Genomic DNA, 18,564 nt, shown 5'->3' with positions numbered 1-18,564 from the left:
GTGCAGGCGGCCCTGCACCGCATGGCCGCGCCGGACGCCGCGCTGATCCGCGGGATGCTCGGCCGCCGCACCACCAACGGCCCGTTCCGCCCGGACCCGGTCAGCCGCGAACACCAGCACGTCCTGATGCGCGCCGCGCAGGCCGCGCCCAGTCACTTCAACTCTCAGCCGTGGCGCTTCGTGCTGATCGAGAACCCCGACACCATCGCCCGCATCGCGCAGATCAGCGGCGAGAGCATGACCGAACTGATCGAGGCCGGGGTGTTCTTCGAACGCTACCGCCGGTACTTCCGGTTCAGCGAGGCCGAGATGAACGAGCGGCGCGACGGCATTCACATCGACCACCTGCCCGGCCCGCTGCGGCCCTTCACGCGCCAGATCTTCAGTGACGCGGGCCTGAAACTCATGCGGCAACTCGGCGTGCCGAAAAAACTCGGCGAGGACAACCGCCGCCTCGTGGCAGGCAGTCCGCTGCTGCTGGCCGCGCTGCTGGACAGGGAGGAGTACCGCCCCGGCGAACTCAGCGGCTTCTACAGCGTGTTCGGGCTGGGCGCCGCCGTCGAGAACATCTGGAACGCCGTGGGCGCGCTGGGCATGGGCATTCAGTTCGTCAGTACGCCCATGGAGATCCCCCGGCAGTGGCAGGCCATCGGGGAACTGCTGCGCGTGCCGCCGGAGCTGGAACTGATGGCCGTGTACCGCCTGGGGTACCTGCCGCCCGAGCAGGCGCGCCCCAGCATCGACTGGAGCAGCCGCCACCGCAAACGCCTGTCGCAGTTCGTGTCCCGCGACACCTGCGACGTGCCCGAGGACGACCACGCCGGGCAGGAGCCGTCGGCGGGACAGGCAGCACCGTAGCGGGCCTTCACGTTCCATTAGCGTAACTGCCACGCGGCGTCCGGGGACTCGGCGCAGAATGCGCCCTTGGAGGGCAACACCATGACCGACACCACACCCAACGCCGCGCAGAGCGGCACCTTCAGGATCGGCGGGGACATCAGCGTCAACCGCCTGGGCTTCGGCGCGATGCGCGTCACGGGCGACGGCGTCTGGGGCGACCCGACCGACCGTGAGGGCGCGCTGGCCACCCTGCGCCGCCTGCCGGAACTCGGCGTGAACCTCATCGACACGGCCGACAGTTACGGCCCGGCCGTCAGTGAGGAACTGATCCGCGAGGCCCTGCACCCCTACGACAGCGTGATCGTCGCCACGAAGGGCGGCCTGACCCGCACCGGCCCGAACGTCTGGCCGCCCGTGGGCCGCCCCGAGTACCTCAAGCAGCAGGCGCACCTGTCCCGCCGCCGCCTGGGCGTGGACGTCATCGACCTGTGGCAACTGCACCGCATCGACCCGAAGGTGCCCCGCGACGAGCAGTTCGGCGCGATCCGCGAACTGATGGACGAGGGCGTCATCCGTCACGCCGGCCTGTCCGAGGTGACCGTCGAGGAGATCGAGGCGGCCCGCCGCGTGTTCCCCGTGGCGACCGTGCAGAACCTGTACAACCTCGTGAACCGCAAGAGCGAGGACGTACTGGACTACTGCGAACGCGAGAACATCGGCTTCATGCCGTGGTTCCCGCTGGCCGCCGGGAGTCTCGCCCGCGACGGCAGCGTACTGGCCGACGTGGCCGCCCGCCTGAACGCCAGCCCGTCGCAGGTGGCGCTGGCGTGGGTGCTGCGCCGCAGCCCCGTCATGCTGCCCATTCCCGGTACCGGCAAGGTCGCGCACCTCGAGGAGAACGTGGCCGCCGCCGCCCTGACCCTCACCGACGAGGACTTCCGCGCCCTCGACGAGGTCGGCAAGCAGGAATGGGCCAGTCAGGCGAAACAGGACTGAACGCCGCCGCACGCGCCGCCCCCTCCTGTGAGAGCGGGGCGGCGTTGTTGTGACGTGACCTACCGTCCGCCGCGCGGGGCGTTCCTCAAGAAGCGTTTCTGAAGCACAGGCCAGGGTCGCGCCGCGCCACATGGGCGGCCCGGCACGTTCACAGAGCGCGCCGGAACGGCAGAATGCCCGGTATGTCCGTTCCTGCCTTTCCGGCCCTCCGTTCCCTGGTGACCGGCACGCCTCCGCACGTCACGCCGCAGTCGGCGGTGCAGGAGGCGGCCCGCACGTTGTTTCCGCGCATGGCGGCCCGGCCCTCGCTGCTGGACGTGTTCGGGAACGCGCAGATCGAATCGCGGGCGCTGGCGCGGCCCCTGGAGTGGTACCTCAGTCCGCGCGGATTCGCGGAGAAGAACGCCGTGTTCATCGAGGAGGCCCGCACCCTGACCCGGCGGCTGGCCGCGCAGGCCCTCGCCCAGGCACAGGTGGACCCGCAGGACGTGGACGCCGTGATCGTCGTGAATACCAGCGGCCTGAGCACCCCCAGCCTGGACGCCGACCTGATCGGCGCACTCGGCCTGAACCGCCACGCGGCCCGCATGCCCATCTGGGGCCTGGGCTGCGCGGGCGGCGCGGCCGGACTGGCCCGCGCGGCCGACCTGATCCGCGCGGGCTTCCGGCGGGTGCTGTTCGTGGCGGTGGAACTGTGCAGCCTGACGCTGGTCAAGGGTGACGAGTCCAGCAGCAACTTCGTGGGCACCGCCCTGTTCGCCGACGGCGGCGCGGCCCTGGTACTGACCGCGCCGGACGTGCCGGGGCCGCCCGCGCTGGCGCACCTGCACGGCGCGTACTCCACCCTGATCGAGAACAGCGAGGACATCATGGGCTGGGACGTGGTCGACGACGGCCTGAAAGTCCGGTTCAGCCGCGACATTCCTGCCCTGGTGCGCAGCATGATGCGCGGCAACGTCGAGGAAGCCCTGACCGCCCACGGCTGGCCGCGCGAGGACGTGGGCACGTTCGTGGTGCATCCGGGCGGCGTGAAGGTCCTGGCCGCCTACGAGGAAGCGCTCTCGCTGCCCGCCGGGGCGCTCGACAGCAGTCGCCGCGTCCTGCGGCAGTACGGCAACATGAGCAGCGTGACCGTCCTGTTCGTGCTGGCCGAAGTCCTGCGCGCCGCGCCACGGGGCCGCGCCCTGCTGAGCGCCATGGGCCCCGGCTTCAGCGCCGAACACGTCCTGCTGCAATTCCCCGCGTAACGCCCGGAGGCGCCGGGCCATTCACACAGAAGGGGAGGCCGGATCACCGCGATCCGGCCCCCCTGTGAGCGTTCGTGTCAAACGGATTCCGTTTGTTTCATTAACAACCCGGAACAGCACCGCCCCTGCCAACTCCACGTCCGGAACCCGCTTCAACTCCTACTCGCTCCGCTCGGATTGAATGGCTTATAAAGCCGTTCAATCGGAGTCCGTATCAGCTGCCCTCGTTCCCGTCCACGGTCTTGTCGGGGCTGGTTGGTGCGCCGCTGGCGGGCAGGCCGTCCTTCATGCCGCCGTAGGTGCTGGGGTTGGCGTCCTGGCCAGTATTGTCGGCGGCGCGGGGGTCGGTGGTGCTGCTCACCTGCTGCGCCGGTGACGTGCCCGCTCCGGCCTGCGCGTTCGCGTCGCTGGCGCCGGTGTACTGGCCCTCGGTGGCGGCGTCCCCGGCGTTCTTGGGCGTGCCGGTATTCCACTGCGCCTGATCGTTAATGGTGTCCTGTGAAACGTTCGCGTGCGCCTCGCTGTTCGGTCTGCCTTCTCCCATGTGATCCTCCGGGGGGGGTGCGCCGCGCGTACCTGCGCGGGCTCAAATCTGCGTGCTCAGTGGCGCCAGTGCCTGTGTATCAGTGGTTGCGGATGCCGGGCTGCATACCGTCGTTCGCGCCGGTCACGTCGTCCGGCGTCTGGTCGACCTGCCTGGCGTGTTCCTGCATGCCGGTCTTCTGCACGTCCTTGACGCTGCTCAGGTCGTCGGTGTCCTTGCTGCCGCCCTGGGGGCTGCGCTGGTCCTTCGCGGGGTGATCCTTGGCGGGGTTGGTGTCACGCTCGTTCATCGGGAAACCTCCTGTACGAAGTGGGAACGGTCGGCCGTGCCGGTCAGCGTGGGCTGGCGCGAACGGAACGGATGGCCGGGGCTGGCCGGAAAACTGGTGTGCCCGTTCACCCTACCGCCACGCCCGCCGGTCGGGGCGAGTGCGGCGTTCATGCAGGGTTGGGCGTTCACGCGCCCGGCCTTCATCCGCTTCGCGCGTTCAGCGGCGTGTGGCCGTGCCGAAGGTGGCGTTCAGGCCACTGACGAGCTGCTGGCGTTCCGTGTCCGTCAGGCGGGCGTCCGGGTGCAGGGGCGGGTAGGTGGGTTCCGGCATGCTGCCGTCCTCGACCTCGTGCCCGGCGCGGCGGGCGTCCTCGCCGAAGCCCGGCACGTTCACGTTGAATCGGCTGCGGCCCTCGTCCACGTGCCGCTGCACCATCCACGAGACGGGCGCCACGTTGCTGTACCAGGGCCATGCGGTCGCGTGGCTGTGGCAGTCCGCGCAGGCGCGCGTGAACAGCGCCTCGGTCTGCGGGCTGTCCCAGGTGGGCGTGGCCTGCACGGGCGGGTTGCTGTGCGCCCGGCCGTACGGCACGAGCTGAATCAGCACGAACAGGGCCAGCAGGCCCAGCAGGAGGCGGGGCAGCAGGGGGCGGCGGGCGGGATTCAGTCTCATGGTGCCTCCGGTGAATTCTGATGCTCAGCGTGGGCGTCGCGCGCCGCGCCGGGATGTGCCTCGACCTGCGGGAATCTTAAGGGGCGGTCCAGCGGGGGTGGTCCAGAGGGGGCGGTCCAGCTGGTCAGTCCGTTCACCGCGCCCCGCCTCCTGCCTACACCCGGTGGCGCAGCAGGCGCAGGCCCATGAACACCACGAACACCGTGCCGCCCTCGTGCGCCAGGACGCCCAGTGGCAGCGGCACCTTGCCTGCCACGGCCAGCGGCGCGACGATCAGGATCACCCCGAACGCGAAGGTCAGGTTCGTGATCACGGTGCGCCGCGCGTCGCGGGCCAGCCTGACCGCGCCCGCCAGCCGCCCGAGGTCGTTCTGCATGAGGACCACGTCCGCACTCTCGATGGCGACGTCGGTGCCCGAGGCGACCGCCACGCCCAGGTCGGCGCGGGCCAGGGCGGGCGCGTCGTTCACGCCGTCCCCAACCATGGCGACCCGTCCGGCGCCCGGCTGCGCGCCCAGTTCGCCGATGATGCGGAGTTTGTCCTCGGGCAGCAGTTCGGCGCGGAATTCCGTCAGGCCCAGTTCGGCGGCGACGGTCTGCGCGACCTCCTGGCGGTCGCCGGTCAGCATGACGGGGTGCGTGATGCCGCTGCCGCGCAGCGCGCTCAGGGCCTGCGCGACGCCGGGCCGCAGGGCGTCGGCCACGCCCATCACGCCCAGCACCTGCGGGCCGCGTCCGACGATCACGCTGGAACTGCCCTGGCGGCCCAGTTCGGTCAGGGCGGTGTGCTGCGCGGCGTTCAGGGTCGCGCCGTTCCGCCCGGCGAGGCGGGTGTTTCCGGCCCAGACGACCGCGCCGTCCGCGCCGCGCGCCTCGATGCCGTGGCCGGGAATGGCCTGCGCGTCCTGCACGTGCTCTGGGGTCACGCCTCGTTCCTGGGCGGCGGTCACGACGGCCTGCGCGATGGGGTGCTCGCTGTGGGCCTCAAGCCCGGCGGCCAGGGCCAGCGCGGCCCCCTCGTCGTCTGCCATGACCCGCGTGAGGGTCATCTTCGCCTGGGTCAGCGTGCCGGTCTTGTCGAAGGCGACGGTGCGCACGTCGGCCAGGGCGTCCAGCGCGGCGCTGCTCTTGAACAGCACGCCCCCACGCGCGGCGGCGGCCATGGCCGAGAGCATCACGGCCGGGGTGCTGATCACCACCGCGCAGGGACTGGCGACCACCATGAAGGTCATGGCGCGGTACCACGCGTCGTCCACGTTCAGGCCGAACCCGAAGCGCAGCAGGGCGTACACGGCGGGCACGAGGGCCAGCACGATCATCGCGTACGGGCTCTCCCAGCGTTCGGTGAGGCTCTCGGTGCGGCTCTTCTGCGTCTGCGCCTGTTCCATCAGGCCCACCAGCCGCGCCAGGGTGCTCTCGCCCGCCGGGCGGATCACGGTCGCCTGCACGCTGCCGTTCAGGTTGACGGTCCCGGAGGCGAGTTCCGCGCCCGGCGCCTTGTCCACCGGGACGCTCTCGCCCGTGATGGGGCTCTCGTCCACGCTGGTCTGGCCGCGTGTCACGCGGGCGTCGGCGGCGATGCGCTCGCCGGGCCGCACGACCAGAATGTCCCCGATGCGGATGTCGCCCAGTTCGCACCACTTCTCCTGCCCGCCGCGCAGCACGGTCGCGCCTTCCGGGTTCAGGTTCATCAGGGCCTGGATGGCGCTGGACGTGCGGCCCATCGCCCAGTCCTGCAGGGTGTTACTCAGGCTGAACAGAAACAGCAGGATCGCGCCGTCCGCCGCCTGCCCGATGCTCGCCGCGCCCAGGGCCGCGAGAACCATCAGCAGGTCCACGTCCAGCTTGCGCTCGGCGAACAGCGAGTGCAGCGCCTCGCGACCGGCGGGAATGCCGCCCGCCAGGAACGCCGTGACGTACCCGGCCCATTGCAGCGCCGGGAGGTGAAGCAGGAATTCCCCGGCCGCGCCGGTCAGCAGGCCAGCCAGGGTCAGGGCGGTGAGGGTGACGGCGCGGCGCAGCTCGGGCGACATCGTGAAGCGCGGCTCGGGCCGGTCGCTCGGGGAGGTGAGGGTCTGGGTGGTCACGGGATGCCTCCGGGGTGGGGGAGAGGGACGATCCTCCTTAATAGGAAGGATTCTCAATAAGAGGATTCTACTCCCCCCGCCCCCCGAACTCAACGCAGAACACCCACCGGAATGCTCGGCAATCCCACACCCCACCCCGCAACAGGCCAAGGCCGCCCCCTCCCACGCGGGAAGAAGGCGGCCCTCACGGCACGGCTGACGGTCTGCCCGTTACTGCCCCTGCCCCATCGAGAACCCCGGCACGCCGTCGAAGGTGTACAGGTGCTCGGTCTTGATGAAATCCAGCCCGCTGCCCAGCAGACCCGTCAGCAGCGCCACCACGTCCGCGTGCCGCACCGGCCCGTCCCCGTCCGCCAGGAACCGGCAGCGCCAGTGGTCCGCGCGGAACGTCTCCGGCTGCCCGCCCGGCCAGACCTTCACGCCCCGGTTCGTGATCATGTTCAGCCGCAGCCGCCCGGTCACCAGCGCCTCCAGCCGCGCCGCCAGCACCGCTGGGTCACGGTCCGCCTCGGCCCACTCGAAGAACACGTCCGTGCCCACCAGGGCCTTCACCACGTCCCGGCGGTCCGGCTGCGGCGCGGGCGCGGGCAGTTGCCCCGGCCCCCGGCGCGCAGCGGGCAGCACCTGCGGCTCCTGCCCCAGCCGGGCGATCACGGCGTCCGCGAACTCGCGCGTCCCGACCCGCTCGCGGGTGTGTTCTCCCGCGATGTCGGCGGTGTGCACGCCGTCCTCCAGGGCGCGCAGCCACGCGTTCTGCACCCGCACTGCCACGTCGTGCTGCCCCAGGTGCCCCAGCATCATGACCGCCGCCTGCAGCAGCCCGCCGGGGTTCGCGACGTTCTGCCCGGCGATGTCCGGCGCGCTGCCGTGAATCGCCTCGAACAGCGCGAAGCTCGGGCCGATGTTCGCGCTGCCCGCCAGCCCCACCGAGCCGGTGACCTCGGCGGCCACGTCGCTGATGATGTCGCCGTACAGGTTCAGGGTCACGACCACGTCGTACCGTTCGGGGCGGGTCGCCAGCCGCGCCGTGCCGATGTCGATGATCTGGTGCTCCTGCTCCAGGTCCGGGTACTCGGCGCCGATCTCGCGGAACACCTGATGGAACAGGCCGTCCGTGAGCTTCATGATGTTGTCCTTGCTCAGCGCCGTCACCTTGCGCCGCCCGTGCGCGCGGGCGTACTCGAAGGCGTAGCGCACGATCCGCTCGCAGCCGTCCCGCGTGACGAGTTTCAGGCACTGCACGACCTCGCGCGTCTGGCGGTGCTCGATGCCCGCGTACAGGTCCTCCTCGTTCTCGCGGATGATGACCACGTCCGTCCCGGCGTGCGTGGACGGCACGAAGGGCGCGTAGGCGCGGCAGGGGCGGACGTTCGCGTACAGGCCCAGCGTCTTGCGCAGCGTGACGTTCAGGCTCTTGTACCCGCCGCCCTGCGGGGTGGTGATGGGAGCCTTGAGCAGCACGCCCGCCGCGCGCAGGGTGTCCCAGGTGTCGGGCGTGAAGCCACTGGTGTGGCCCTCGCGGTACACGGCCTCGCCGATGCGGATCGGGACGGGCTGGATGCGCGCCCCGGCGGCAGCCAGGATGCGCAGGGTGGCGTCCATGATTTCCGGGCCGATACCGTCCCCGTGGGCGACGGCGACGGTGGTGAGGGGCGTGGTGACAGGGGTGTCCAGGGTGGCTTGAGTCATGACTCCTCCAAAGTGCGAAATCGAATACGCGAAAAGTATGTCGTATTTTGTGTGCTAAGGTCAACCCACCCATGACCACGCCCGCCCCGTGGACCTTCCTCACCAACCACACCCACGTCCTGCTGTGCCTCCAGCAGCACCCCGGCGACACCCTCCGCGAAGTCGCCACCCGCGTCGGCATCACCGAACGCGCCGTACAACGCATCGTCCGCGACCTCGAAGACGCCGGCGTGCTGACCCGCGAACGACACGGCCGCCGCAACACCTACCACCTCCAACCCAGCACCCCCCTGCGCCACCCCCTCGAAGCGCACCACACCGTCGGCGAACTCCTCGACCTGCTCCGCTAGGCAGTGGTGCCCACCCTCACGACCGCTTCTGCTCCTGCGCCTCTGCCTGCATCTCCAGCATCACCAGCACGACCAGGGGCAGCGCAACCGGCTGCACAATCGCCCGTACGAAGCCCAGCTGCCCAGCGACGGTCTGCCGCTCATTGCCCGCCTCGGCCATCAGTCGCAGGAACCACCCGGTCACGCGACCCGAATTCAGGGGCCGCGCGCCCCAGCCAAGCAACACCGCCTCACCCATACAGACGGCGCACCCGACCAGCAACGTCAGTGCCAGCAGCCAGAAGGGGATCGCCAGATACGGGTAATCGGTCGCCACGACAGCCCCGAACAGCGACATGAACGCCAGCGTCACCCCACCGTAGAACAGGGTGAACAACACGCCCAGAGTGATCAGGAGATTGCGCCACATGACAGGAGTGTAGGCCGGAACGCCCCGTTGGACGTCCGCACATGGGGAAACTCAGCCGGGCCGCGCCACCCGCGTCACGGTCAGGTCCTGCGTGCTGTCACCGCGCCGGACCGTGAACGTGCTGCTCACACCCGGCGCGGCTCCCAGGCGCAACTCGTGAAAGTAGGCGCCCTGCACGTCCACCCCGTCGATGGCGACGATCTCATCCCCGCCGCGCAGGCCTGCCTGTTCGGCCGGACTGCCCTCATGCACCATGCGGCAGCGCACGCCGAGCCCGTCCCGCAGCGGTTCCAGCCACGCGCCGGTCGTACCCAGCCCCTGGTGACCCGGCTGGTGCCGACGCAGCAGGCGCAGCTGCCCACGGTGGTTGATCTCGTCCTCGAACACGTGGAACCACATGAAATGCCGGTTTCCCGTGCCGCCCCACAGCGGCAGCGGCTCGTCCAGCCACGCGTCGTCCCGCGCCCCCAGCAACTCCAGCGTTCCGGCGCGCACGCGGGCCAGTTCCTCCAGGTAGTGCCGCAGGGGCCGCCCCCGGATCTCCGCGCGGCCCTGCTGCCCGAGGTTCAGGCCCGGCCAGTGGTGGGCTTCCAGCGCGCCGTCCGGGTCCGGGTGCCCGTCGCTGATCAGTTGGTAGATGCGCTCCACGGCCGCCATGTGCGCCAGCAGCATCCCGGCGCTGTTCGCGTGCCCGTCCGGAATCAGGTCCAGTTCCTCCGGCGTCCAGCCCTGCACGGCCTCCAGGGTCGTCTCGCGCGTGTACGTCATCATCCCGATCAGTCGGGCGATCATGGGCGTGAAACCGGGCTGGTCGGACAGCAGGGTGGAAGGCATGCCCGCAGCATACGGGCCGCCTCCGCGCGGCGTTATACGAATTCCGTTTGTTTCGTTGACAGATCGGAACGCCACCGATCTGTCAACTACACGTCCGGAACCCGTTCTGCTCTTACTCGCTCCGCTCGGATTGAACGGCTTTGCAAGCCATTCAACCGGAGTCCGTATGATTACTTCAGTTCGGCGGCGAGGTTCAGCACGGCTTTCTTCAGCGTGACCGCCCCGGCTCCGGCAGAGAGGACCTCGCCGGTGCCCCCGTCCACGATGCGGGCGACGGCGCGGGCGGCGCCGCTCCCGTCGGGTTCCACGGTGATCTCCAGCCGCTGCCCGTGCCCGAGGTTCTGCGCGGCGGTGTTCAGCACCCAGTCGGCCCAGTTGATCTTCTCGGCCTGCGGGGCGTTCGCTTTCGCCTCCTGCTTCTCACGGTACGCCTGGGTTTTCTGGTCCACGTGCGTGCGGATGACCTCGAAGCGTTCGGGGTTCGTCAGGGTATCGAAGGGCACCTCGTCGCCGCTGTCCGGGTGGTGCACGAGCGCGTCGGGCTGCATCTTCTTCACGACGCTGGCCATGATGCGGACCTCGGCGGCGGGCACGTCCCAGGGCAGGTCGGTCTCGCCGTCCGCCTCGACCTCCGCTCCGGGCTGGGTGTCGGGCGCGGCGGCCTCCACGAGGCGGGCGATGACGCGCTGCTGCTCGGGTTCGAGTTCCTCGATGACCTTCGCGGCGGCGCGGTACGAGCGGGCCTGCGCCTCGTTCTTCGGCTGGATGCCCAGCGGTTCCAGCACTTTTGCCACGTCGGCCGCGTCGATCAGGCGTCCGGCCTGCGGGGCGGTGAAGCCCCAGCGGTCTTGCAGGTACGCCTCGAAGGAGTCGTGCGTGGCGAGGAAGAATTCGTTGTCGCGGATTTCGGACAGGGCCTGCCCGGTGCGGCGGAAGTCACGCAGGCCGTCGCGGACGGTCTGTTCCAGCGAAGAGAGGCGGGCGCGCTGGTGCGGTTGAAGCTGGGTGGGTGGGGTGGGGTCGCTCATGCAGGTGAACCTCGCTGGGGGGAGAATGCCCGTGAACGATACCAGAGCCGTCCTGGCCCGGACGCCTCTCCGCGCAAGCTGTTGTCCCTGTGGGGGTAACGGCTCTGTGCCCGTGCGTGCCTGCCCCGGTAACGCCCACTCAGACACCCTTCCCGTATGATGGAAGTACCGCCCGGAAACGGGCAAGGAGGAACACACATGGCGATGAACCTGTTCGGCGCACGCGACACGCTCACCACGCAAAGCGGCCAGAAACTCTACTACTACAACCTCAACAAACTCCAGGAGCAGGGCCATGACATCAGCCGCCTGCCGGTCAGCATCAAGGTGCTGCTCGAAAGCGTGCTGCGCGAAGCCAACGACTACGACGTGCGCCGCGAGGACGTCGCCACCGTCGCCGGGTGGAAACCCGTCAACGAGGAAGTCGAGATTCCCTTCAAGCCCGCCCGCGTGATCCTCCAGGACTTCACCGGCGTGCCCGCCGTCGTGGACCTCGCCGCCATGCGCTCCGCCATGGTCAAACTCGGCGGCGACCCCAGCAAGATCAACCCGCTGATCCCCGTGGACCTCGTCATCGACCACTCCGTGCAGGTCGACGAGTTCGGCACCGACTTCGCCCTCGCCAACAACATGGCCCTCGAATTCGAACGCAACCGCGAACGCTACGAGTTCCTCCGCTGGGGCCAGCAGGCCTTCGACAACTTCGGCGTCGTGCCCCCCGCCTCGGGCATCGTGCACCAGGTCAACCTGGAGTACCTCGCCAAGGGCGTCCAGAGCCGCCCCGAAGACGACGGCGTCGTCGTGTACCCCGATAGCCTCGTCGGCACGGATTCTCATACCACCATGATCAACGGCCTGGGCATCGTCGGCTGGGGCGTCGGCGGCATCGAGGCCGAGGCCGTCATGCTCGGCCAGCCCATCTACATGCTGATGCCCGAAGTCATCGGCTTCAAGATCACGGGCGCCATGCCCGAAGGTGCGACCGCCACCGACCTCGCGCTGCGCGTCACCGAGATGCTGCGCGCCAAGGGTGTGGTCGGCAAGTTCGTCGAGTTCTACGGCGCGGGCCTGAGCAACATGACCCTCCCCGACCGCGCCACCATCGCCAACATGGCCCCCGAGTACGGCGCCACCATGGGCTTCTTCCCCGTGGACGACGAGGCGCTGCGCTACCTGCGCCGCACCGGCCGCCTGGAAACCGAGATCGAACTGGTCGAGGCGTACTACAAGGCCCAGGGCATGTACCGCACCGACGAGACCGTCGATCCCGTCTTCACCGACACCATCGAACTCGACCTGGGCACCATCGTCCCCAGCCTCGCGGGCCCCAAGCGTCCCCAGGACCGGGTGGACCTGACCGGTATGCACACCGTGTTCAACGAGGCCCTCACCGCGCCCGTCAAGGCCCGCGGCTTCGAACTGCCCGCCGATAAACTGGACGCGCAGGGCACCATCACCGGCACCGACATCAAGATCGGACACGGCGCCGTCACGCTGGCCAGCATCACCTCCTGCACCAACACCAGCAACCCCAGCGTCCTGATCGCCGCCGGTCTGGTCGCCAAGAAGGCCGTCGAACTGGGACTGGACAGCAAACCCTGGGTCAAGACCAGCCTCGCCCCCGGCAGCCGCGTGGTCACCGAGTACCTCGAAGCCGCAGGCCTCCAGACGTACCTCGACCAGATCGGCTTCAACACCGTCGGTTACGGCTGCATGACCTGCATCGGCAACAGCGGCCCCCTGCCCGAACCCACCGTGGACGCCATCAACGAAGGTGACCTCGTCGTCGCCAGCGTGCTGAGCGGCAACCGCAACTTCGAAGGCCGCGTCAACCCCCACATCAAGGCGAACTACCTCGCCAGCCCGCCCCTGGTCGTCGCGTACGCCCTGGCCGGGACCGTCGTGAACGACATCGTCAACGACCCCATCGGCACCGGCAAGGACGGCCAGCCCGTCTACCTGCGCGACGTATGGCCCACCGCCGCCGAAATCCAGACCGTCATGGACAGCGCCATCAACGCCGACATGTTCCGCAAGGTCTACGACGGCATCGAGAAGAGCAACCAGGACTGGAACGCCATCCCCGTCGCCGAAGGCGCGCTGTACGACTGGAAGGAAGACAGCACCTACATCCAGAACCCCCCCTTCTTCGACAACCTCGCCGGCGGCCCCAGCGACATCGTGTCCATCGAAGGCGCCCGCGCCCTGGTGAAAGTCGGCGACTCCGTCACCACCGACCACATCAGCCCCGCCGGCAGCTTCAAGAGCGACACGCCCGCCGGGAAGTTCCTCACGGAACGCGGCATCCTCCCCAAGGACTTCAACTCCTACGGCAGCCGCCGCGGCAACGACCGCATCATGACGCGCGGCACGTTCGCCAACATCCGCCTCAAGAACCAGCTCGCCCCCGGCACCGAAGGCGGCTTCACCACTGACTACACCACCGGGCAGGTCAGCTCCATCTACGACGCCAGCGTCAACTACAAGGCCAGCAACATCCCCCTCGTCATCTTCGCCGGTAAGGACTACGGCATGGGCAGCAGCCGCGACTGGGCCGCCAAGGGCACCTTCCTGCTCGGCGTGAAGGCCGTCATCGCCGAGAGCTTCGAGCGCATCCACCGCAGCAACCTGGTCGGCATGGGCGTCCTGCCCCTCCAGTACAAGAACGGTGAGACCGCCGAGAGCCTGGGCATCAACGGCGACGAGACCTTCGACGTGATCCTCCCCGGCGACCTCAAACCCCGCCAGGACGTCGACGTGAAGATCACCGCCAAGGACGGCAGCACCCGCACCATCACCGTCCAGTGCCGCATCGACACCCCCGTCGAAATCGACTACTACAAGAACGGCGGCATCCTCCAGACCGTCCTCCGCGGCATCCTCGCCAAGAGCAACGAAGTCAAAGCCTAATCAACGAAGCCTTCCTATTCACCCCGTCCTTGGTTGGGCGGGGTGATAGTATTTTTTTATGATTGAGCGGACCGAAAAGATCGAAACGGCGAGGAGTTATATCACGGCCATAGATCAACTTTCGTCGCCTGAGGATATGAATTTTCAAGTATGGCAATCTAGAGTGGCTCAATTTTTACAATCAACTTTCGGGAGTCAATCCTGGCAATACGAGAGATTTATTGGAATAAGCTGGAAATTTTCACCGAGGTCAATGGTGGCAGGTACTGATTATGGAGCTATTCGTAGTAAAACTTTCCTGAATGGAAAGCTGGGTGCAAAAACATTATTGGAAGAGGCGATTAGAGATTTGCAGTCTGTGAAGATCGACTCATCGGTATTTTTTAAACAAGCCCCAGAGAGAAGGATATTTATCACTCATGGCAGAAATCCTGAATGGATGGAAGTTCAGAGATATATTGAACAGACAATAAAAATTCCAACAGTAGAACTGTCTCAGGCGGCAAGTCTGGGAAGAACAATTATTGAAAAATTGGAGCAGGAGTCAAAAAATTGTGGATATGCTGTTATTGTTATGAGCGGGGATGATAATGGCGAGGATGGTAGTGTCAGGGTCAGAGAAAACGTAATGCACGAACTTGGCTGGTTCCAGGCTAAATATGGACGCGGTCGTGTATGTCTTTTGCACGAAGACGGCGTATCTATACCCTCAAATGTATCCGGCTTAGTTTACATCCCTTATCCTAAGAATAGAGTGCGTTCAGCATTTGCTGATTTGCGGGATGAAATTGAAGCCATTTACGGAAAGACGGAATAAGGCAATAATAAATCAGAATTTTGATCGGCGACGAGGTTCGTGGCGACCGTGCCGTGTCGGCTGGTCGCTCCGGCCTGCGCGGTAGGGGTGTCGGCGGGGAGGGTGTACACGAAGCCGTCCACGTACTCCCGGCGGTGGGGGCTGAGCGGTTCGCTGCTCAGGTATTCGGCCTCGCTGAGTTTCTTCAGGGGCGAACTGGTCATGCGTTCAGTGTACGGGTCGAGTGTTCTGCCCGCGCTATGGTGTGCGGATATGGGTCGTAAGGATCGGGAGCAGGCGAGCTGGGTCGAGGATACGCGCACGGTACCGCTGGACGTGTGCGTGCTGTGCGGGCGCGAGGGGGACATGACGGATCATCACCTCGTGCCGAAGTCGCAGGGGCGGCGGCAGGGTGTGAAACTGGGCGAGATTCCCACCGTGAAGATGTGCGCGGCCTGCCAGGGCTTCCTGAGCAAGACGTTCAGTAACGCGCAACTGGCGAACGAGTTGAATACCGTGGAGGCGATTCTGGCGCGTGATGAGGTGCAGAAGTTCGTGAAGTGGGTGCAGAAGCAGCCGCTGACGAAGGGTGTGCGCGTTCACTGACCCGACGGTGCCGTGGCCGGGGTGACGTTCAGGGTTGATGGAGGTCGTTCAGACCCACGTCAGGGGAGGGGTTTATACGCTGGAGTATGCGTCTGCCTGTGCCCCTGCTGTTTGCCCTGAGCGCCTCGCTGCTGCTGTCGGCCTGCGGAGGAGGGGGTGGTGGTACGATCCCGCCCACGCCGGTGCCAGCACCGTCCCCGGCGCCCACTCCACCGGCACCCGTTCCACCGGCGCCCACTCCGCCTGCTCCTGCGCCGACGCCAGGGCCGATCTGCACGCAGTCGATCGGCGCAGAGGGAGTCAGCATTCAGGGAATCCAGGGCGGCGCGGCGGGTATGACGGCCAGTGTGGGCGCGCCGGACTGGAGTGCGCCGCACGTGCCGGGACGGGTGCTGCTGCTGGGCGCGGATTCCCTGGCGGCGCAGTCCGTGACGACCCTGTCCGGCGTGGTGACGCAGGCAGTCACGGACGGCGTGCGTCTGGCCTTCACGCCCGCAGGAACGGATGACCGTGCGTTCGCCGTGACGTTGCAGCGGGCCGGATTGCGTGTCCAGCCGGACTTCCTGTACGCGCCGCTGGCCACCCCGAACGATCCGGGAGTGCCGGGGAACGCGGGCGTCCCTGTCGCTGGCGTGGGATCGTTCACGCAGTCGTACCTGACGCGCGTACGCGCCCCGCAGGCCTGGACGTTCCTGCAAGGCTGCGGCAAGACGCCAGTCGCCGCGAAGACCGCCATCCTCGACTCGAAAGTCGAGGCGGGTCACCCGGACCTGACGGGCCGCGTGGCTGCCAGCGCGTCGTTCCTCAGCCCCGAGTCGGGCGGGTCCGACACCAGTACCGGGCACGGCACCGCCTCAGCCGGACTGGTGGGCGCCGCCACGAACAACGGACGGGGCGTGGCGGGCGTCTCCTGGAGCGGCCCGCTGCTGGCCGTGGAGGTGCTGGGCGCGGCGGGCGGCAGCACCAGCGACCTCGCGCGCGGCCTGAACGAATCGGTCCGGCAGGGCGCGAAGGTCATCAACATGAGCCTCGGACTGCCCGGCGACCCCGGAGACGCCGTGCTGGCCCAGGCCCTCACGAACGCCGCGAAGAGCGCCGTGCTGGTCGCCGCCGCCGGGAACACCGCCGGGGACGGCGTGTACTACCCGGCCAGTCACCCGGACGTGATCGCCGTGGGTGCGGTCGCGCAGAACGACGGGCAACTCGCCTGCTACAGCGCCCGCCCCAGCGCCGCGCGGCCCCGACCGCTGAACATCGTCGCGCCCGGCGGCGCCGGTAACTGCACCGGAGCCACGAACGCCGCGCAGATGCTGATCCTCGCGCCCGGCGGCACGTACACCCTGGGCGCAGGAACCAGTTTCGCCGCGCCCCTCGTCAGCGGCGTGGCCGCCCTGATGCGCGCCGCGAACCCCGCCCTGAGCGCCGCCGACACGAAAGCCCGTCTGCTGGGCAGCGTCAACTCCGCCGCCGGGCAACCCCTGCTGGACGCAAACGCCGCCATCCGCGCCGCCACCCGCTGAGGGCAGAAAGGGACGCGCTGCGACCAGTGCAGCGCGCCCCTCGGAGCATCAGCTGAATTTATGTAGGCGATCTGGATCAGTAGTCCGGAAGGTTTCAGGCCGCCTTGACACCGAGGGTCAGCACCTCGTCGATCAATTTCCAGCAATTCTCATCCGGGGGCTCCACGGCCAAGATGCTCAAAATCCGCCCCACGAAAAACTCGTTGTAGGCGCGGCGTTTCTCATCCTCCATGCTGAACACCAGCGGGCAGGCCCGCTGGTCTTGCAACTGACTCAGCCGTGCTGCCGACACTGCCAGCAAAGCCATGTTCCAGTGGAAGTGCAGGGACTCCAGTTGCCTGGACTGACACTCGCTCAGCCCGGCAAATTGCTTCCCGTCGCGGAACGGGAACTCCATCGAGAAGCGCGCCCGGTAGAGCCTGATGATGGTCGCTGCCGTCATGGTTGTGGAGGTGCTGAACAGCACCTCCACCCGCGGCCAACCTGCCCCGGGCCGGACCACCGCCACCACGCGAACCGGCCGTTTCAGGCTGACCGAGTACGCGACCACCGTGTACACCATGCATTCGTCCGCCCACGGCAACGCTTCCCAGCGCGTGAAGTCACGCAGACTGACTTTGCCGTCATACAGCCTGGGTCGGCCCGGCTTCCCCGTGCGGGGTCCGGTGAACAGATGCTTGAGATTGGCATCCCGGCGCATCTTGCCGACGAAGGGCAGTTGCCCTTCGTCCACCACGCGTGAAACGAACTTCAGCTTGGTGTAGTACGCGTCCGCGACGATCGCCTGGAGCTGCGACCGCAGGGTGTCGGGAAGTTGAGTGATGGTGTTCAGCGTGACCGTGGCATAGAAGTCCACCCGGGTCTCCCCATCCGGTACGGCCGCTGGGGTCTGCGTGATGGAGAGCGGAATGGGCTGATGTGTGACCGGATCGATCCAGGTCACGCAGGTGCCTTCCAGACCCCGCACGGATCGACCCTGCGTGCCGCACCAGTACGAGGCAAGTTCGGGGGTGTGCTGACCGTGTTTTGGGATGAACACGGCATCGACCCCCAGGATGCCCGTGTGACTGATACGGACTCCGATTGAATGGCTTATAAAGCCGTTCAATCCGAGCGGATGCGAGAAGGAGAGAAACGGGTTCCGGACGTGGAGTTGGCAACCCGGTGCTGTTCCGGGTTGTTAACGAAATAAACGGAATCCGTATGAGGATCTGCTGGTCTTGCGCCTGCAAGACCATTGCACTGTTGAGTTGTGTCCAGGGAACTGGTTTTTGCGCCCAGGAACGGTGGGTGCGCTCAGGGGTCGGTGCGTAGCGGGCCAGGTTGGTGAAGGTGTGCCTACCTGGGATGACCAACCATAGGGTGAGGAGGAGGCGAAGGTACGCTTGCTGGGTTCGGCGAAGGCCCGCACGGTGGAGTGCAGCGGTTAGAATCTGGTCGGGAGTCGTCCGTTGAGTGCGCATACATTCACGAGAACGACTCCCCTCTTATTTGTCAAAAAAACCTTCCGGACTACTGTGGATTTGAGTGCAGTAGTTCTGCGATGAACACGATGCATAATTGTCTTGATCAATATACATTGCAGTGAAGTTTGAGCAGTCCTAAACTGCAGTAAGTAGAGGTGATCAGGCGAGTCAGCTGGGTCCCATCTCCCAGTAGATCTATGCAACCTGCGCAAGCCTGAGAGTCTGTAATTAAGTACAACGCACCAAAGAAGTAGACTTGGGCATGGCCCGTTCCCATCGGCGCATTGAGATTTCGGAAGA

The 18,564-nt window shown here is 67.2% G+C and carries 18 protein-coding genes; 8 read left to right on the top strand and 10 right to left on the bottom strand.

Annotation, left to right across the window (positions count from 1 at the left end):
• Positions 1 to 54 precede the first annotated feature (54 nt).
• The 3 genes from IEY70_RS15290 to IEY70_RS15280 all read left to right on the top strand — a co-directional run bounded on the left by IEY70_RS15290 (position 55) and on the right by IEY70_RS15280 (position 3,083).
• Positions 55 to 858, top strand: a complete 804-nt coding sequence (locus tag IEY70_RS15290) for a nitroreductase family protein (RefSeq protein WP_189065938.1) — start codon at positions 55 to 57, stop codon at positions 856 to 858.
• 81 nt (positions 859 to 939) lie between these two features.
• Positions 940 to 1,836 (top strand): aldo/keto reductase, encoded by an 897-nt coding sequence (locus tag IEY70_RS15285; RefSeq protein ID WP_189065902.1) that lies wholly within the window; start codon positions 940 to 942, stop codon positions 1,834 to 1,836.
• Positions 1,837 to 2,009: 173 nt separating this feature from the next.
• Entirely contained in the window at positions 2,010 to 3,083 is a 1,074-nt protein-coding gene (locus IEY70_RS15280) for a type III polyketide synthase (RefSeq protein WP_189065901.1), read from the top strand.
• Positions 3,084 to 3,297: 214 nt separating this feature from the next.
• Here IEY70_RS15280 and IEY70_RS15275 read toward each other — a convergent pair whose 3' ends face one another.
• The 5 genes from IEY70_RS15275 to IEY70_RS15255 form a co-directional block, all read right to left on the bottom strand.
• Complete coding sequence (locus tag IEY70_RS15275; protein ID WP_189065900.1) at positions 3,298 to 3,627, bottom strand: hypothetical protein; 330 nt, start codon at positions 3,625 to 3,627, stop codon at positions 3,298 to 3,300.
• A gap of 79 nt (positions 3,628 to 3,706) precedes the next feature.
• A complete protein-coding gene (locus IEY70_RS15270) occupies positions 3,707 to 3,916 on the bottom strand; it encodes a hypothetical protein (RefSeq protein ID WP_189065899.1) in 210 nt (69 codons plus the stop codon).
• 198 nt (positions 3,917 to 4,114) lie between these two features.
• Positions 4,115 to 4,570 carry a heme-binding domain-containing protein gene (locus tag IEY70_RS15265; protein WP_189065898.1) on the bottom strand — a complete coding sequence of 152 codons (456 nt, stop codon included), beginning with the start codon at positions 4,568 to 4,570 and terminating at the stop codon, positions 4,115 to 4,117.
• A gap of 154 nt (positions 4,571 to 4,724) precedes the next feature.
• The gene (locus IEY70_RS15260; RefSeq protein ID WP_229777970.1) at positions 4,725 to 6,656 is read right to left on the bottom strand and encodes a heavy metal translocating P-type ATPase; all 1,932 of its coding nucleotides are present in this window, start codon (positions 6,654 to 6,656) and stop codon (positions 4,725 to 4,727) included.
• A 210-nt stretch (positions 6,657 to 6,866) separates the two neighbouring features.
• Positions 6,867 to 8,345, bottom strand: coding sequence for an NADP-dependent isocitrate dehydrogenase (locus IEY70_RS15255; RefSeq protein ID WP_189065897.1), 1,479 nt, complete (start codon positions 8,343 to 8,345; stop codon positions 6,867 to 6,869).
• Positions 8,346 to 8,416: 71 nt separating this feature from the next.
• Here IEY70_RS15255 and IEY70_RS15250 point away from each other — a divergent pair, with 71 nt between their 5' ends.
• Positions 8,417 to 8,695 carry a helix-turn-helix transcriptional regulator gene (locus IEY70_RS15250; RefSeq protein ID WP_160975755.1) on the top strand — a complete coding sequence of 93 codons (279 nt, stop codon included), beginning with the start codon at positions 8,417 to 8,419 and terminating at the stop codon, positions 8,693 to 8,695.
• A 16-nt stretch (positions 8,696 to 8,711) separates the two neighbouring features.
• Here IEY70_RS15250 and IEY70_RS15245 read toward each other — a convergent pair whose 3' ends face one another.
• The 3 genes from IEY70_RS15245 to IEY70_RS15235 form a co-directional block, all read right to left on the bottom strand.
• On the bottom strand, positions 8,712 to 9,104 hold the full coding sequence (locus tag IEY70_RS15245; protein ID WP_189065896.1) for a hypothetical protein: 393 nt from the start codon (positions 9,102 to 9,104) through the stop codon (positions 8,712 to 8,714).
• 51 nt (positions 9,105 to 9,155) lie between these two features.
• Complete coding sequence (locus tag IEY70_RS15240; protein ID WP_189065895.1) at positions 9,156 to 9,938, bottom strand: DinB family protein; 783 nt, start codon at positions 9,936 to 9,938, stop codon at positions 9,156 to 9,158.
• A gap of 170 nt (positions 9,939 to 10,108) precedes the next feature.
• Complete coding sequence (locus tag IEY70_RS15235) at positions 10,109 to 10,966, bottom strand: hypothetical protein (RefSeq protein ID WP_189065894.1); 858 nt, start codon at positions 10,964 to 10,966, stop codon at positions 10,109 to 10,111.
• A gap of 198 nt (positions 10,967 to 11,164) precedes the next feature.
• On the opposite strand from IEY70_RS15235, the gene acnA reads away from it, so the two are divergent.
• Both acnA and IEY70_RS15225 read left to right on the top strand, forming a co-directional pair.
• Complete coding sequence (acnA, locus tag IEY70_RS15230; RefSeq protein WP_189065893.1) at positions 11,165 to 13,876, top strand: aconitate hydratase AcnA; 2,712 nt, start codon at positions 11,165 to 11,167, stop codon at positions 13,874 to 13,876.
• Positions 13,877 to 13,934: 58 nt separating this feature from the next.
• A complete protein-coding gene (locus IEY70_RS15225; protein WP_189065892.1) occupies positions 13,935 to 14,693 on the top strand; it encodes a TIR domain-containing protein in 759 nt (252 codons plus the stop codon).
• Here IEY70_RS15225 and IEY70_RS15220 read toward each other — a convergent pair.
• Positions 14,675 to 14,896, bottom strand: a complete 222-nt coding sequence (locus tag IEY70_RS15220; protein ID WP_189065891.1) for a hypothetical protein — start codon at positions 14,894 to 14,896, stop codon at positions 14,675 to 14,677. The two genes, IEY70_RS15225 and IEY70_RS15220, sit on opposite strands and share 19 nt — an antisense overlap.
• Before the next feature lie 49 nt (positions 14,897 to 14,945).
• On the opposite strand from IEY70_RS15220, the gene IEY70_RS15215 reads away from it, so the two are divergent.
• Both IEY70_RS15215 and IEY70_RS15210 read left to right on the top strand, forming a co-directional pair.
• Positions 14,946 to 15,278, top strand: a complete 333-nt coding sequence (locus IEY70_RS15215) for an HNH endonuclease (protein ID WP_189065890.1) — start codon at positions 14,946 to 14,948, stop codon at positions 15,276 to 15,278.
• A gap of 335 nt (positions 15,279 to 15,613) precedes the next feature.
• Entirely contained in the window at positions 15,614 to 16,798 is a 1,185-nt protein-coding gene (locus IEY70_RS15210; RefSeq protein WP_229777969.1) for a S8 family serine peptidase, read from the top strand.
• Between the two features lie 94 nt (positions 16,799 to 16,892).
• Here the strand turns inward: IEY70_RS15210 and IEY70_RS15205 are convergent, their stop codons facing one another.
• Positions 16,893 to 17,906, bottom strand: a complete 1,014-nt coding sequence (locus IEY70_RS15205; protein WP_268243918.1) for a transposase — start codon at positions 17,904 to 17,906, stop codon at positions 16,893 to 16,895.
• Positions 17,907 to 18,564 lie beyond the last annotated feature (658 nt).

Source organism: Deinococcus seoulensis (assembly GCF_014648115.1).
GTDB lineage: Bacteria > Deinococcota > Deinococci > Deinococcales > Deinococcaceae > Deinococcus > Deinococcus seoulensis.
This window is presented reverse-complemented; position numbering and strand designations above follow the sequence as displayed.